The organism is Micromonospora vinacea (assembly GCF_015751785.1).
Classification (GTDB): Bacteria; Actinomycetota; Actinomycetes; order Mycobacteriales; family Micromonosporaceae; genus Micromonospora; species Micromonospora vinacea.
Genome location: NZ_JADOTY010000001.1, coordinates 2,404,691 through 2,418,826, shown reverse-complemented (window position 1 = coordinate 2,418,826; position 14,136 = coordinate 2,404,691). Strand labels below are relative to the sequence as shown.

General features: G+C 71.6%; 14 protein-coding genes. 8 read left to right on the top strand and 6 right to left on the bottom strand.

The window, feature by feature from the left end; translation table 11 throughout:
* Positions 1–28: 28 nt before the first annotated feature.
* Positions 29–943, bottom strand: coding sequence for an RNA polymerase sigma-70 factor (locus IW249_RS11650; protein ID WP_196924748.1), 915 nt, complete (start codon positions 941–943; stop codon positions 29–31).
* A gap of 168 nt (positions 944–1,111) precedes the next feature.
* On the opposite strand from IW249_RS11650, the gene IW249_RS11645 reads away from it, so the two are divergent.
* Positions 1,112–1,597 (top strand): carboxymuconolactone decarboxylase family protein, encoded by a 486-nt coding sequence (locus IW249_RS11645; RefSeq protein WP_196920736.1) that lies wholly within the window; start codon positions 1,112–1,114, stop codon positions 1,595–1,597.
* On the opposite strand, the gene IW249_RS11640 is transcribed toward IW249_RS11645, so the two are convergent.
* The 3 genes from IW249_RS11640 to IW249_RS11630 all read right to left on the bottom strand — a co-directional run bounded on the left by IW249_RS11640 (position 1,561) and on the right by IW249_RS11630 (position 4,062).
* A complete protein-coding gene (locus tag IW249_RS11640; RefSeq protein WP_196920735.1) occupies positions 1,561–1,917 on the bottom strand; it encodes a hypothetical protein in 357 nt (118 codons plus the stop codon). The genes IW249_RS11645 and IW249_RS11640 overlap by 37 nt on opposite strands.
* Before the next feature lie 266 nt (positions 1,918–2,183).
* The gene (locus IW249_RS11635; RefSeq protein ID WP_196920734.1) at positions 2,184–3,149 is read right to left on the bottom strand and encodes a zinc metalloprotease; all 966 of its coding nucleotides are present in this window, start codon (positions 3,147–3,149) and stop codon (positions 2,184–2,186) included.
* A 160-nt stretch (positions 3,150–3,309) separates the two neighbouring features.
* The gene (locus IW249_RS11630; protein WP_196920733.1) at positions 3,310–4,062 is read right to left on the bottom strand and encodes a TIGR03089 family protein; all 753 of its coding nucleotides are present in this window, start codon (positions 4,060–4,062) and stop codon (positions 3,310–3,312) included.
* 143 nt (positions 4,063–4,205) lie between these two features.
* On the opposite strand from IW249_RS11630, the gene IW249_RS11625 reads away from it, so the two are divergent.
* Positions 4,206–5,258: a hypothetical protein gene (locus IW249_RS11625; RefSeq protein WP_196920732.1), complete on the top strand. Its 1,053-nt coding sequence runs from the start codon at positions 4,206–4,208 to the stop codon at positions 5,256–5,258.
* 54 nt (positions 5,259–5,312) lie between these two features.
* Positions 5,313–7,613 carry an esterase-like activity of phytase family protein gene (locus tag IW249_RS11620; RefSeq protein ID WP_196920731.1) on the top strand — a complete coding sequence of 767 codons (2,301 nt, stop codon included), beginning with the start codon at positions 5,313–5,315 and terminating at the stop codon, positions 7,611–7,613.
* A gap of 317 nt (positions 7,614–7,930) precedes the next feature.
* On the opposite strand, the gene ligD (IW249_RS11615) is transcribed toward IW249_RS11620, so the two are convergent.
* Together ligD (IW249_RS11615) and ligD (IW249_RS11610) are read right to left on the bottom strand one after the other, a co-directional pair.
* Entirely contained in the window at positions 7,931–8,842 is a 912-nt protein-coding gene (ligD, locus tag IW249_RS11615) for a non-homologous end-joining DNA ligase (RefSeq protein WP_196920730.1), read from the bottom strand.
* Entirely contained in the window at positions 8,832–9,773 is a 942-nt protein-coding gene (gene ligD / locus IW249_RS11610) for a non-homologous end-joining DNA ligase (RefSeq protein WP_196920729.1), read from the bottom strand. Before ligD (IW249_RS11610) ends, ligD (IW249_RS11615) begins: the two co-directional genes overlap by 11 nt.
* Before the next feature lie 85 nt (positions 9,774–9,858).
* On the opposite strand from ligD (IW249_RS11610), the gene ku reads away from it, so the two are divergent.
* The 5 genes from ku to IW249_RS11585 all read left to right on the top strand — a co-directional run bounded on the left by ku (position 9,859) and on the right by IW249_RS11585 (position 14,123).
* On the top strand, positions 9,859–10,890 hold the full coding sequence (gene ku / locus IW249_RS11605) for a non-homologous end joining protein Ku (protein WP_196920728.1): 1,032 nt from the start codon (positions 9,859–9,861) through the stop codon (positions 10,888–10,890).
* A 73-nt stretch (positions 10,891–10,963) separates the two neighbouring features.
* Complete coding sequence (locus IW249_RS11600) at positions 10,964–11,602, top strand: DUF4241 domain-containing protein (RefSeq protein WP_196920727.1); 639 nt, start codon at positions 10,964–10,966, stop codon at positions 11,600–11,602.
* A 146-nt stretch (positions 11,603–11,748) separates the two neighbouring features.
* Positions 11,749–12,420, top strand: coding sequence for an FKBP-type peptidyl-prolyl cis-trans isomerase (locus tag IW249_RS11595; protein ID WP_196920726.1), 672 nt, complete (start codon positions 11,749–11,751; stop codon positions 12,418–12,420).
* Between the two features lie 189 nt (positions 12,421–12,609).
* Positions 12,610–13,437 carry an SCO6745 family protein gene (locus tag IW249_RS11590; RefSeq protein ID WP_196924747.1) on the top strand — a complete coding sequence of 276 codons (828 nt, stop codon included), beginning with the start codon at positions 12,610–12,612 and terminating at the stop codon, positions 13,435–13,437.
* A 32-nt stretch (positions 13,438–13,469) separates the two neighbouring features.
* Positions 13,470–14,123: an HAD family hydrolase gene (locus IW249_RS11585; protein WP_196920725.1), complete on the top strand. Its 654-nt coding sequence runs from the start codon at positions 13,470–13,472 to the stop codon at positions 14,121–14,123.
* Positions 14,124–14,136: the final 13 nt, after the last annotated feature.

Sequence of the window (14,136 nt, the reverse complement as noted above, 5' to 3'; positions counted from 1 at the left end):
GATCAGCCGGCTGTGCGTCCGCTCCGGCTCAGCGGCTCAAAGTGGTTTCCCGCCCCATGTGCGACAGCTTCTCGGGATTGCGCACCGCGTAGAGGCCGGTGATCAGACCGTCGTCGATGCGCACGGCCACGACGGTGTCGAGCTCTCCGTCGAGCTGGAGGATCAGCGCCGGGTAGCCATTGACCTGCGCCGGCCGCAGCGACGAGATGTCGTCGATCCGGCCCCAGCCGCCGGCCAACAGGCGGGCGACCTTGTCGGCTCCCACGATGGGCCGCGGGACCGCCTGTTTGACTCCGCCACCGTCGCCGAGCAGGACGACATCTGGGGCGAGGATGTCAAGCAGGCTCTGCAGATCGCCGGTCTCGACCGCTCGTTGGAACGCATCGAGCGCGTACCGGGTCTCGGTTGCTGAGACGACCCGGCGCGGCCGGCGCGCCGCGACGTGCGCCCGTGCCCGGTGTGCGATCTGCCGGACCGCGGCCGGGCTCTTGTCGACGGCTTCGGCGATCTCGTCGTACCCGACGTCGAACACCTCGCGAAGCACGAACACCGCGCGTTCGGTCGGGGCGAGCGTCTCCAGCACCAGCAGCATCGCCATCGAGACGCTGTCGGCCAGGGCGACGTCCTCGGCCACGTCGGGCGTGGTGAGCAGCGGCTCGGGCAGCCAGGGACCGACGTAGGACTCCTTGCGGCGGCCGAGCGTACGCAGCCGGGCGAGCGCCTGGTGGGTGGTGATCCGGACCAGGTAGGCGCGCTGATCCCGCACCGTGCCGAGGTCGACGCCCGCCCACCGCAGCCAGGTTTCCTGGAGTACGTCCTCCGCGTCGGCGGCCGAGCCGAGCATCTCGTACGCGACGGTGAAGAGCAGGTTGCGGTGGGCGAGGAAAGCCTCGGTGGCCGGGTCCTGGCGGTCGTCGGCTGCGGTTTGCGGCGTGCCCACCATGGGTGACTCCTGTTCGCTCTCGACTGCGTCACCCACCAGATGCCGGACCTGGCCGTTCTGTGACACCTCCGGGGAGTGGCAGTCGTCACCCGGCCGCGTCGTCACAGGGACCTGATCGCCGGCATCCCATGTTCGTCCACCGAAACACCACGAGTGAAGGACGGAACCATGGACGCCCGATTCAACATGTTCGACAACCAGATCGCCATGAAGTTCTTCAAGCGGTTCGCCAACGCCGGGATGGTGATCCAGCAGTCGCCGCTGCCGAAGTCCACGCAGGAGCTCGTATCGCTGCGGGCCAGCCAGATCAACGGCTGCGGTTGGTGCATCGACATGCACACCAAGGAGGCTCTGGCCGAAGGTGAGAGCTCGGTCCGGCTCCACCTGGTGGCCGCCTGGCGCGAGTCCACCGTGTTCACCGAGGCCGAGCAGGCCGCGCTGGCGCTCGCCGAAGAGGGCACCCGGCTCGCTGACGCGCACGAGGGCGTGTCCGACGAGACCTGGGCCCAGGTACGCAAGCACTACGACGACGACCAGATCGCCGCGCTGGTGTCGCTGGTCGCGCTGATCAACGCGGCGAACCGGCTCGCCGTGATCGTGCACCAGAAGGGCGGTTCCTACCAGCCCGGCATGTTCGCCGCCACGTTCGACTGACCCGGCAGAGGAATCCGGCCCGGCCCAGGATCACCCGATCCTGGGCCGGGGGTCCTCCCGTTGCAAAGCGCTGCCTCTGCTGCGGGGGCGACGTTCGCCGTGGTCGGGCCGGTCAGGCTCACCGTGGCCGACTGCCGGGCCACCTCCACGGTCGCTGTGCCCTGATTCCAGCGGAAGGCCGAGTTCCCATCCCAGAGCACCTCGTAGCCGATAACGGTGCTGGTGTCCGCGGCCCGGGCGGGTGCGACGGCGGCGACGAGGCCGGTCGCCGCGACCAGTGCCGATGCCAGGGCCGAGCGGGCCAGTGTGCGGAACCGCATACGCGGTCTCCCTCGGTTGATACCCCGTGGTGCCCGGTGGCCGGTGGTGTGTTCGGGGGCCGGCGCCGGGTCGGCGACAAGATCGTCGCTCTATTGGTAGACGGCGACGTCACCGTCCACTGCGTTACACAGCGCAGCAAATCGGACGGAAACCCAGTGATGTGGCCGGCCGAACGACGCTTCCGGTGCGCTTTGGTCTGCGTACCCGAAAGGGGTTGGCGAGCCACTGGCTCGCCAACCCCTTTTCAGGTGCCCGTCGGGCCCGTTCAGCTCATGGTGGCACCAGAACGGAACGCCACCCAGGCGTCGCTCATCCGGTCGGCCTGCCCGGCGGTGAACATGTTCATGCAGGAGTCCTGCGTGTAGTCCATGAAGTTGTGGATCGGGTCGAGCCCGGGCGCGGTGCAGGAGTCCGCGCCCACCGGGCAGTTGAACTGCGGCGCCGCCTCGCGCGGGGTGTCCGCCACGAAGTCGCCGGACGCGGAGCAGCCGTGCGCGAAGGTGTGCTCCAGCATCAGCCAGTGCCCGACCTCGTGCGTCAGCGTGTCACCCAGGGCGTACTTGCCGGCCGTGCCGCCCGGCATCGACTCGTCGAGCATCACCACACCGTCGATGTAGTCACGCCCGTTGTTGTAGCCCTTCGGGAAGTACGCCCAGCCGAGCAGCCCGTCGCCGATGTTGGCCGCGTACACGTTCAGGGTCCGCGAGTCGCCTGTGTACAGCGCCTTCTTCATGTCCCGCTCGTTCTTGCCAGGCACGACCGTGTACCAGGCGCTGTTCACGGTCCACGTCGTGTCGACGAGTGAGAACCGGAACGGGGTGTTGGAGGCGTCTCCCGCCGTGCGGCCCGCGAACGAGTCGTTGAGCACCGTCATCTGCGCGGCGATCAGGGTGTTCCACCTGGTCGTCTCGGCTGCGGTGAGCGGATGGTCGGAGATCATGTGGAAGACCGTCGGCACTGTGACGCTGCCGTTCGCCAGGCGCGGCGCGTCCTTGATCACGCCGTAGGCGTTGGCTTCGTTCGTGGAGTACAGCTCCGGCTCCTGGGCGGTGGCGCCCTCGGCTACCCGGGCTGCGCTGTGCGCGTCGGCACCCGGCTCACACGCGGTGACGCCCGGGGAGGCGGTCGCGGGCGCGGCCGTGGCGAGGGCCCCGGAGGCACCGCCGGATGCCACTAACGTCGCGGCGGTGGCGGTGAGGACCGCCAGTCGGAAGGTCGGTCTTCTGCGCATCGGTGCACCTTTCGATGAGGGTGGCGGTGCGGGGTCGATGAGGTCGCTGTTCCGGTATGAGAACACGCCGACGGCATCGACAAAAGACCCTCTGAGCAGGGCAGATGGCGATGTAACGGAACCGGATCGGCCAGCGCTGTTTGGGCCGATCCGGTGGAGTTCAGAGGACCCGGGTCACCTGTTCGGCGGCGACGACCGCGTCCCGCCGTGCCGGGTCGAGATTGGCGCTGATCACCACTGACGCGCCGGCCGAGAGCGGCGCGAGCAACCACTTCAGCGGCTGCTCGGTCTCGGCGGCCTCGACCAGCAGCCGGTCGCCGGCGCGCAGGTCAAGCATCGTGGCGAACTCCTGGGCGAGCGCACCCCACTGACCGTAGGTGGTGCCGTCCGCGGTGGCCGGGTCCGACGGATGGATGGCGGTGTGGTCGGGTGCGCCGTCGCCGTGCCGGAGCACCTCGGCGGACCAGTCCAACCAGCCCAACGGCACGTCGTCCAGCTGCCCCGGCCCGGTGCCGACGAGGTAGCGGTGCGGCGCGTCCGGCACGTCCTCCAGCCAGTCGTCCTGCCGCTCCGGCGTCACGAAGACCGCGTCGAACGGCCGGTCACCGCCCGGTTCGAGCACCGCCAGGCCCGCGGTGGCACGCGGTCGGAACGACACCGCCAGGCCGGAGGCCCAGGCGCCCAACAACACAGCGGCGGTACGCCAGTGCGGCGGCAGCAGGACCGCTACGCGGCTGCCGGGGCCGAGCCCGCAGCCGTCCCGCAGCAGGCTCGCGCTGCGGGCCGCCCACTGGCCGACCTGCTGGGCGGTCAGGTCGACGCGCTCGCCGGTCGCCTCGTCGCGGTAGCTGAGCAGCGGACGCTCGGTCTCGACGGGCCGGGCCGCCAGGTCGGCCGTGACGGTTGGCTGCATCTCCACGCTCCCCGAGTCGACGTCGGCACCACAGTACTCAACGACTTTGGTCGCACGTGTCGTCGGCCAATGGCCGTATCGGGTGACCGGGTGGCCCGCGCACGGTGCAGGAACGATCCCCGAAACACCGCCGAGGAGGGCCCATGCCGACCGGACCCGAACCTGTCACCGCCGACCCTCCCGCCACCGCCGACCGTCCGCCTCTGCGCCGACGGCTTCTGCCGGTCATCGCGTTGCTGCTGCTCGCGCCGTGGGCGGCCGAGTGTTCGTGGGGTGGCTTCGCCATCGACGACTTCCTCCCGGTGCTGATCTTCCTGGGCCCGATGTACGGCGGCGCGGCGATTCTCATCCGGGAGACCGCCCGGCACCTCGGCGCGGGCTGGCCGACCATCGTGCTGCTCGCCGCCGCGTTCGGCGTACTCCAGGCCGGGCTGGTCGACCAGTCACTGTTCAACCCCGACTACCTCGACGACACCCAGTACGCCGACACCCGTGCCGCCGCCGAGGCGACGCTGGTGCCGGGGCTCGAATTCAGCCTCCGGCAGGCGTTCGACTACGTCGGCAACCACATCGTGCTGACCATCTGCGCGCCGATCGTGCTGATCGAGTCGTTCCTCGGGCCGGAGCGGCGGCTGCGGCCGTGGCTGGGCCGGCCAGGTCTCGCCGTGGTCAGCGTGGTCTACCTGCTCGGCAGCCTGTTGATCTTCTCCGACAGCAGCGGCCGGAAGGACTTCCTGGCCAGCCCGCTCCAGCTGGCGTTCGCCGCCGTGCTGGTCGTCGCCCTGGTCGCGGTCGCAGTGCTGCCCCGCTGGCGCCGCACGCGTCCGCGCCGGACCCGTCGGGTGCCGCACCCGCTCTGGGTGGGTCTGCTCGTCGTTCTCGTTCGAATCGGCGGCGACCTGACGCCCGGCTGGCCGGGGGTGGCCATCGCGCTGGCACTCGCCGCCGCCGCCGGAGGGCTGATCGCGTACTGGTCGTCGGGCGTGCGCTGGGGGCAGCGGCACGTGCTCGTGGCTGGCACGGCGGGCCTGGTCACCGCCGCCGCGTTCGCGTACCTGGTGCCGCCGTACTCCCCGGCCTCCCCGGCGGCGGCCCTGGCCGGCGACGTCGCGGTCACCGTCATCACTGTCGCCCTGGTCGGCGGTGCCTGGTGGCGGCTGCGTGCTTCGCCCGCTGTTCACGTCGCCGCAAGCTGATGCTCCCCGACAGCTGTCAGCCTCCGTGCGGGTACGACCTAACGGAGGAAGTCCTTGACACTCAGAAGAGCATTCACCGCGCTCACCGCAGCCGGTGTCGCCGCCGCCAGCCTGACCGGGGCCACCCCCGCGTCGGCCGGCGCGCACCACCACCCGTCGCTCGCTTTCGACCGGGTCGCCACGTACCCGGTGTTCCAGAACCGTCCGGCCGGCGAGGATCCGACCACCGCGACGGTCGCCGAGATCTCGGCGGTCAGCGAGGACGGCCGCACCCTGATCCACACCGACGCGCTGGCCCGGCGCATCGGCTTCCTGGACATCTCCCGTGCCGACCGGCCGCGCGGCCTCGGCACGCTCTCCCTGGCCCAGCTCGGCGACGCCGAGGACGAGCCGACCTCGGTCGCCGTGGTCGGCAGGTACGTGCTGGTCGTGGTGAACACCAGCGCCAGCTACACCGCGCCGTCCGGACGCCTCGACGTGATCGAGCTGGCCACTCGGAAGCGGGTGGCCAGCTTCGACCTGGGCGGTCAGCCCGACTCGATCGCGATCAGCAAGGACAAGCGGTACGCCGCGATCGCCATCGAGAACGAGCGCGACGAGGAGGCCACCCCGCCCGGCGGCGAGGAGGGCGACCTGCCCCAGGCACCCGCCGGTTTCGTGCAGATCGTCGACCTGGCCGGGAAGTCTCCGGCCGGTTGGCGGCTGCGGCCGGTAGCGCTGACCCGGGCGGACGGCAGCGCACTGCCCGCCCTGGTGCAGGCCGGCCTCGCCGCGCCGACCGACCCCGAGCCGGAGTACGTCTCGATCAACGGCCGCAACCAGTTGGCCGTGACGCTCCAGGAGAACAACGGCGTCGCCCTGGTCGACCTGCCCACCGGCCGGATCACCACGGTGTTCAGCGCAGGCACCGCCACCATCAGCGGTATCGACACCAAGAAGGACGGTGTCATCGACCTGACCGGCGGCATCACCGACGTGCCGCGCGAGCCGGACGCGGTGGCCTGGGTCGACGACCGCTATCTCGCCACGGCCAACGAGGGCGACTGGCACGGCGGCACCCGTGGCTGGTCGATCTTCGACAGCCGCAGCGGACGGGTCGCCTGGGACGCCGGCAACACCTTCGAGCGGCTCGCCGTCAGCTACGGGCTGCACAACGAGGACCGGGCCGCCAAGAAGGGCACCGAGCCGGAGGGCGTGGCCGTCGCCGAGTACGACGGGGTCCGGTACGCCTTCGTCGGTTCGGAGCGGAGCAACTTCGTCGCCGTCTACGACCTGAGCGACAGCACCCGGCCGGTCTTCAAGCAGGTGCTGCCGACCACAAACGGGCCGGAGGGGCTGCTACCCATCCCGTCGCGCGGGCTGCTCGCGGTCTCCAGTGAGGAGGACGACGCCGCTGTCAACGTTCGGGCCTCGGTGTCGCTCTTCCAGCTCGGCAAGGCCACCCCGGCGTTCCCGAGCATCGTCTCCGGCACCGACCGGACCGGCGCCCCGATCGGTTGGGGAGCACTCGGCGCGCTGAGCACCGCCCCGGGCAAGCGGGACCAGCTCTACAGCGTCACCGACGCGGCGTACAGCCAGACCCGCATCCTCAGCATCGACGCGAAGCGGACCCCAGCCGTCATCACCGGCGCGCTGCCGGTGCGGGACGCGGCCGGTGCTCCGGTCGGGTACGACGCGGAGGGCATCTTCGCCCGCCCGCAGGGCGGCTTCTGGCTGGCCGTGGAGGGCGCCAAGGGCGCGGAGAACAAGCTGGTCCGGCTCGACGCGGCCGGGGTGACCCGCCAGACCGTTGCGCTGCCCGCCGAGGTCGCCGCCGGTCTCGGCAAGCAGGGCCTGGAGGGCGTCACCGCGACCACCGACCGGCAGGGCCGGGAGATCGTGTGGGTGGCGGTGCAGCGGGAGTTGAGCACCGACCGGGCCGGCGTCGTCCGGCTCGGCCGGTACGACGTCGCGGCGGGCACCTGGAGTTGGTTCGGCTACCAGTTGGGGGCCACCACCGTGCCCGGCGACTGGATGGGCCTCTCCGAGATCACCGTGGTCGGTGACCGGCTCGCGGTCATCGAACGGGACAAGCTGAACGGCCCGGCCGCCGCGGTCAAGCGGATCTACACGGTGCCGCTGCCCGGTGCGGCGGCGACCGGCCCGCTGACAGTGCTGCCGAAGACGCTCGCCGTCGATGTGCTGCCCGCGCTGCGCGCCACCGACGGCTGGACCCAGGAGAAGCTGGAGGGTCTGACCGTGGCCGGCGACGGCGAGGTGTACGCGATCACCGACAACGACGGGGTCCAGGACGCCACCGGTGAGACGGTGCTGTTGCGCCTCGGCTCCAGCCGCACGGTCTTCGGCCGCAACTGACCCACCGCCAGCTCCCCTTCGGCCGGCGTCCACCCCTCGCGGCGGGCGCCGGCCGATCACATCAGGTAACCCCGCTACGGGCCACGGCCCCAACTCAGAGCCTTTGCTCTGCTTACCTATATGCGACGCACACGCCCCGTGAGGAAAGTTTCCACCCCTCGACTGCGTGGGCCGCCTCAAAGTCCCAGCTAAACGCGGTGGTGCGTACAGGTAAGCAGAGCAAAGGTGGTGAGTGGCCGCACGGGGCCCCGAGGCCCGCGACGCTCTGTCACGGGTACCGCCGCCCCTGGCCCCAGGAACCCAACGTCACCCTGGCGTCAGCCTGGCAGTTCCGGGCCGCCGTCGAGCAGGGGGCCGAGCAGGTCGTCGTACTCCTCGACCCGGGCCAGGACCTCGGCGGCGGTGAACTGGCGGACGGCCGGTTTCCGGCCGCGCGCGCCGGCCTCGACCTCGTCCCAGGTCAGCGGCGTCGACACCGACGGCACCGACTGGGCCCGCAGCGAGTACGGCGCCACCGTGGTCTTCGCCGCGTTGTTCTGGCTCCAGTCGATGAAGACCTTGCCCGGTCGGAGGTTCTTCGCCATCTTCGACACGATCAGCTTCGGGTGGGCCTTCTCCAACTCCTGGGCGATCCGCCGGGCGTAGTCGGAGACCAGGTCGGACGGCTGGGTGCCGGCGATCGGGCAGCACAGCTGCATGCCCTTCTTGCCGGAGGTCTTCGGGTACGACTCGATGCCGTCGTCGGCGAGGCGGTCGCGCATCAGCACCGCCACCGGGCAACACTCGGCGAGCCCGGCCGGCGGTCCCGGGTCCAGGTCGACGACCATCATGTCCGGGTGCTCGCCCACCTTCCACTGCGGTGTGTGCAGCTCCAACGCGGCCAGGTTGGCCAGCCAGACCAGGGTGGGCAGGTCGTCGGCGACCACGTAGTCGATGGTTTCCCGGCCCTTCGTCGACCCGGGCGCGGGCAGGTTCTCCACCCGCACCCAGTCCGGGGTCGCGGCCGGCTTGTTCTTTTCGAAGAACGACTTGTCGTCCACCCCGTTGGGGAAGCGGATCCGGGTGAGGGGCCGGTCCCGCAGGTGCGGCAGCAGCACCGGGGAGATCCGGGTGTAGTAGTCGATCACCTCACCCTTGGTGAACCCGGCCGCCGGGTAGAGCACCTTGTCCAGGTTGGACAGCTCAAGCGCGCGACCCTCGACGTCCACCCGTAGCCGCTCAGCTGGCATCGTCGACCTCCTCCGGAGGCTTGTCCGGGCGCAACCGCAGCACCCGGGGGAAGCGCAGCCGGCCGTCGGGGGTGCGCTGGCCGTACTTCACCTCCACCACCACCTGGGGTGTTACCCAGATGGCGCTCCGCGCATCCTCGCGCGGCATCCCCGGCGCGAACGGTGACACGCCGGAGCGCAGCGGCTCCAGCTCGGCGAGGAGCTGCCGCTCGATGGCCGCGCCGATGCCACCGCCGACCCGACCGCGGTAGATCAGCCGGCCGTCCGGGCCGGGCACCCCGACCAGCAGCCCGCCGATCCGGCGCGCACCCGGCCGCCAACCGCCGATGACGAAGTCGCCGGTCACCTCCAGCTTGACCTTCACCCAGTCCGGCGAGCGCACCCCCGGGCGGTAGACGGCCCCGACCCGCTTGGCCATCACACCCTCCAGGCCGTGCTCCCCGGCCGCCTCGTAGGTGGCCGGCCCGTCGGCGAACATCGGCGGCACCGCCCACCGGGGGCCACCGAGCGCGAGCGCGTCGAGGGCCTCCCGGCGGCGCTCGTACGGCCACCCGGTCAGGTCGTCACCGTTGAGCCGGAGCAGGTCGAAGATCATGTACGTCACCGGCATGACAGCTGCCAACCGGGCCGCCTTCGCCCGGTCCCGGACGTGCATCCGCTCGGCCAGCGCGGTGAACGACGGCTGCCCGCCCTGGCCGAGGAGCACCACCTCACCGTCGAGCAGTGCGTCGTCGACCTGCTCGGGAAGGGTGGCCAACTCCGGGTACGCGGCGGTGATCTCCACGCCGGAGCGGGCATACAGATGCTGACGGCCACCTGAGATGTCAGCCAGAGCGCGGACGCCGTCCCACTTGAACTCGTAGGCCCAGCCGTCACCCGCCGGGAGCGGCCCGGTCATCGCGAGCATCGGCTTGAGCGGCGCGCCGGGCACGACCCGACTGTAGTAGCAGGGCGAACACCTCGCGTCCGGTTCATTCGGATGCGAGCATGGTCGATACCGGGGAAGGGAGCGCAGGATGCGTGCCATCTGGAAGGGAGCCGTGTCGTTCGGGCTCGTCTCGATCGGGGTGAAGCTCTACTCGGCCACCGAGGAGAAGGACATTCGGTTCCACCAGGTGCACCGTGAGGACGGCGGTCGGATCCGCTACAAGCGCACCTGCTCGGTCTGCGGCGAAGAGGTCACCTACGACGACATCGCCAAGGGCTACGACATCGGCGGCGGCGAGATGGTGATCCTCACCGACGAGGACTTCGCCGACCTGCCGCTGACCAGCTCCCGCGCCATCGACGTGCTGGAGTTCGTGCCGGCCGAACAGGTCGACCCGATCCTCTACAACAAGGCCTACTTCCTCGAGCCGGAAGGCGCGGCGACCAAGCCGTACGTGCTGCTGCGCGACGCGCTGATCGACTCGGAGCGGGTGGCCATCGTCAAGGTGGCGCTGCGCCAGCGGGAGCAGCTGGCCACGCTGCGGGTCCGCGAGGGTGTGCTGCTGCTCAACACCATGCTCTGGCCGGACGAGATCCGTACCCCCGACTTCGGTTTCCTCGACGAGGACCTCAAGGTGCGCCCACCGGAGCTGGCCATGGCCAGCTCACTGATCGACTCGATGACCGGCGAGTTCGAGCCGGACGTCTTCACCGACGACTACCGGGCCGCGTTGCAGGAGGTCATCGACGCCAAGGTGGAGGGTCGGGAGGTCGTCCAGCCGGAGGAGGTCGAGGAGGCCCCGGCGGCTGCTGTGGACCTGATGGCCGCGTTGAAGGCCTCGGTGGAGCGGGCCAAGGCGGCACGCGGCGAGCAGCCCACCCGTGGCGGTGGCGGCGGTGGTGGCGAACCGACGCCCATCTCGTCGGCCCGGTCGGCGCAGAAGGCAGCCGAGAAGAAGGCGGCCAAGGCGCCCGCGAAGAAGACGGCGGCGAAGAAGACGGCCGAGAAGAAGGCGGCCGAGCCGGCGAAGAAGACCGCCGCCAAGAAGACCCCCGCGAAGAAGGCGGAGCCGGCGAAGAAGACCGCCGCGCGCAAGACCGCACCCCGCAAGAGCGCCTGACCGTACGGCAGCGGCGGCGGTGTCCGCCTCGCCGGGTACGCTCCGCCGGCCGCTGGCGACCGGAGGAGCCCCCATGCCGTACACCCCTGATCTGGACCGGTTGCTGACGCCCGGCGCCCGCTTCACCGACCAGCACGGCGCGTACCTGATCGAGGCCCACCCGGCCGGCGACGTCGTGCTGCCCACCGGCCAGGTGGTCGGGTGTGACCCGCTGGTCTGCCCGGAGGCCGAGCCGTTCACTGTCACGGTGCCGCCGGGGCGGTACGCCGCCCGCGCCTGGGTGGCCGTGGTGCTCCGGGAGGACGCCGAGGTGGACCGGCGGGTGGCCGCGTTTCAGCTGGTGGTCTCCGACGAGCCGACCACCCGCTGGGAACCGGCAGTCGCTGGCGACCAGGACGTCACCACGCTCGGTGCGGACGACTACTTCGGGTACGGGGTGGACGCCGGCGCCGGCACCCTCGCCGACCCGACAGCGCTCAGTGTCCTGGAAGGCTGGGACTACGACCGGGTCGAGGAGGTCTTCATCCCCGACAAGCTGCCCTCCTCCCCGGTCCCGGGGCTGATCACCGCTGTCCTGGACGAGGCCAGCGGCGCCAACGTCGTCACAGTGACCACCGGTTGGGGCGACGGCTGCTACGGCACCTGGATCGGCCGTGCCGCCGACGGCCGGGTCACCTCGTTCGTGACCGACTTCATGGTCGTCCCGGAATAACCGCCCGGGAAAGCCCCGGAACTGTCGCACTGGGCGATCCGGGGCGTCCGCGGCGGGCACGGTAGGCCGCGGTGCGGGTACCGTGTGCGTCGGCTTTCCCCCCGGCACCGGGTGCCGGCCACACTTCGCAGCAGGGAGTCGACGACGTGAGCGAGCGGACGCAGCAGAAGGGCCCGGACCAGAGCCCGGCAACCAAGTCGGGGCGCCGCCTGGCCGCCCAGTTGGCGGAGAAGAAGGCCGCCGACGCGAGGCGGAAGCGCAACGCGTGGGCCAGCGGCCTCGCGGCCGTCGCCGTGGTCGGGGTGCTGATCGGCGTCTTCGTGACGATCGGCGGGGGCGACGACAAGCCCAAGACCCAGGCCGACGCGACCCCGTCCGCCTCCGCCCCGGCCCCCGACGAGGCCGGCGCGCCGCCCGCACCGCAACTGCCCGAGGGTGCCGACCCGGCGCTGGGCAGCAAGCCGACGGTGACGCCGGGCACTGGCGACCTGAAGAAGCTCACCGTCACCCCGCTGATCAAGGGCAAGGGCCCGGCCGTGCAGAAGGGCCAGAACATCACCACCAACTACGTGGGGGTGTTCTACAAGGACGGCAAGGAGTTCGACTCCTCCTGGAAGGCCGGGCAGCCGGCCACCTTCCCGATCGGCGTCGGCCAGGTCATCCCCGGCTGGGACCAGGGCCTGGTCGGCGTGACAGTGGGCAGCCGGGTGCAGCTCGACATCCCGGGCGAGCTGGCGTACGGCAACGACGAGGCCGCCGCCGGTGGACGTCCGACCGGTCCGCTGCGCTTCGTGGTGGACGTACTCGCCGCCCAGTGACCTGTCCGGGTCGTCCCGGTTGTCGCCGGGCCGCGATGGAGTTGTTCACATGGGGCTTCCGGCCCGTCACCCAGCGGCAGTAGGTTCGGCGTCACCCCGGGCGGTTCGCCGCCCGGGGTGAGCATCCGGAACCGGGACGCGGAGGTGCATGTGACGGCGCTGGACGAGCCTGGGTGGACCGCCCGGTCGATGTGGGCGTACTTCGAGCCGGTGCACGCTGTCACCTACCTGCACCCCCGGGCCCGGGCCGCGTACGAGGCGGTCGGGCTGCGCGGCTACTGGCGCGGTTACTTCGCCGGGCGGGCGGCGCCGCTGGGAGCCGTCGAGGCGGCCCCGGTGATCGCCGCCTTCTTCAACTTCGCGCCGCCGATGGTGGCCCGCGCACTGCCTGCGGTGTGGCGGTTGGCCACCCCGCAGGAGGCGCTGCGGGCCCGTCTGACCGGTGCCGTGCAGGCGCTCGCCGAGCTGACCTACGAGCTACCCGAGTCGCACCTGGTGGAGGCCGCCGACCTGCTGGAGCGGGCTGCCTCGGCGGCGCAGACCGCCGGCCGGGTGCTCGGCGCGGCGAACGCGGCCCTCCCGGCCGGCGAGTACCCGCTGGCGCGGCTCTGGCAGGCCGCCACCACACTGCGCGAGCACCGGGGGGACGGGCACGTGGCGGCACTGGTGGCCGCCGGCCTGGACCCGGTGGAGACGCTGACCGGGCGGGTCGCGCTGGATGGTTCGTCGCCGCAGTACCTGCTGGGCCGGGGCTGGTCCGAGGAGCAGTGGCACGCCGCCCGGACGCGGCTCACCGAGCGGGGTTGGCTGACCGGGGACGGCGCGGCCACCGAACACGCCAGGGCCGGCTTCCAGGCCGTCGAGGACGCCACCGACCGGGCCGCCGCGCACCCGTGGCATGCGCTCGGCCCCGCCGACACGGACCGGCTCCGGGAGCTGCTGGAGCCGATCGCCCGGTCCGGCCACACCCTGTTGCCCGAGGGCAGCCCGCTCGGTCTGCCCGCGCTGCCCGGCTGACCGGACGCCCACCGGTCGGGCAGGATGGGCCCGTGACTGATGCGGTGGTCTTCGACCTGGACGGCGTGATCGTGGATTCCGAGCCGGTGTGGGAGGAGGTCCGCCGGGCGTACGTGGCGGAGCACGGCGGGGCGTGGCAGCCGGATACGCAGCGCCGACTGATGGGGATGAGCACCGGGGAGTGGGCCCACTACCTCAGCGGTGAGCTGGGCGTGGACCGCACCGCGGAGCAGGTCGCCGTCGAGGTGGTCGAGGAGATGACCCGACGCTACCGGGAGCACGTGCCCCTCATCGACGGCGCCGACCAGGTCGTCCGCCGGCTGGCCGCGCGGTGGCCGCTCGGGTTGGCCAGCTCGTCGCCGACCCGGTTGATCGAGGCGGCGCTGGCGGCTACCGGCCTGACCGACGCGTTCGGCGCGACCCTCTCCACCGAGCAGACCGAGCGGGGCAAGCCCGCACCGGACGTGTACCTGAGCGTGGCGCAGCGCCTCGGCGTCGAACCGACGCGGTGTGCGGCGGTGGAGGACTCGTCCAACGGGGTGCGTTCCGCCGCGGCGGCGGGGATGCGGGTGGTAGCGGTGCCGCACGGCTCGTACCCGCTCGACCCGGACGCCGCCGGGCTGGCCGCGGTGACGCTGAACGCGATCGGTGAGCTGACCCCGGAGCTGGTGGACGAGCTGGGTTGACAGGGGTCGAGCG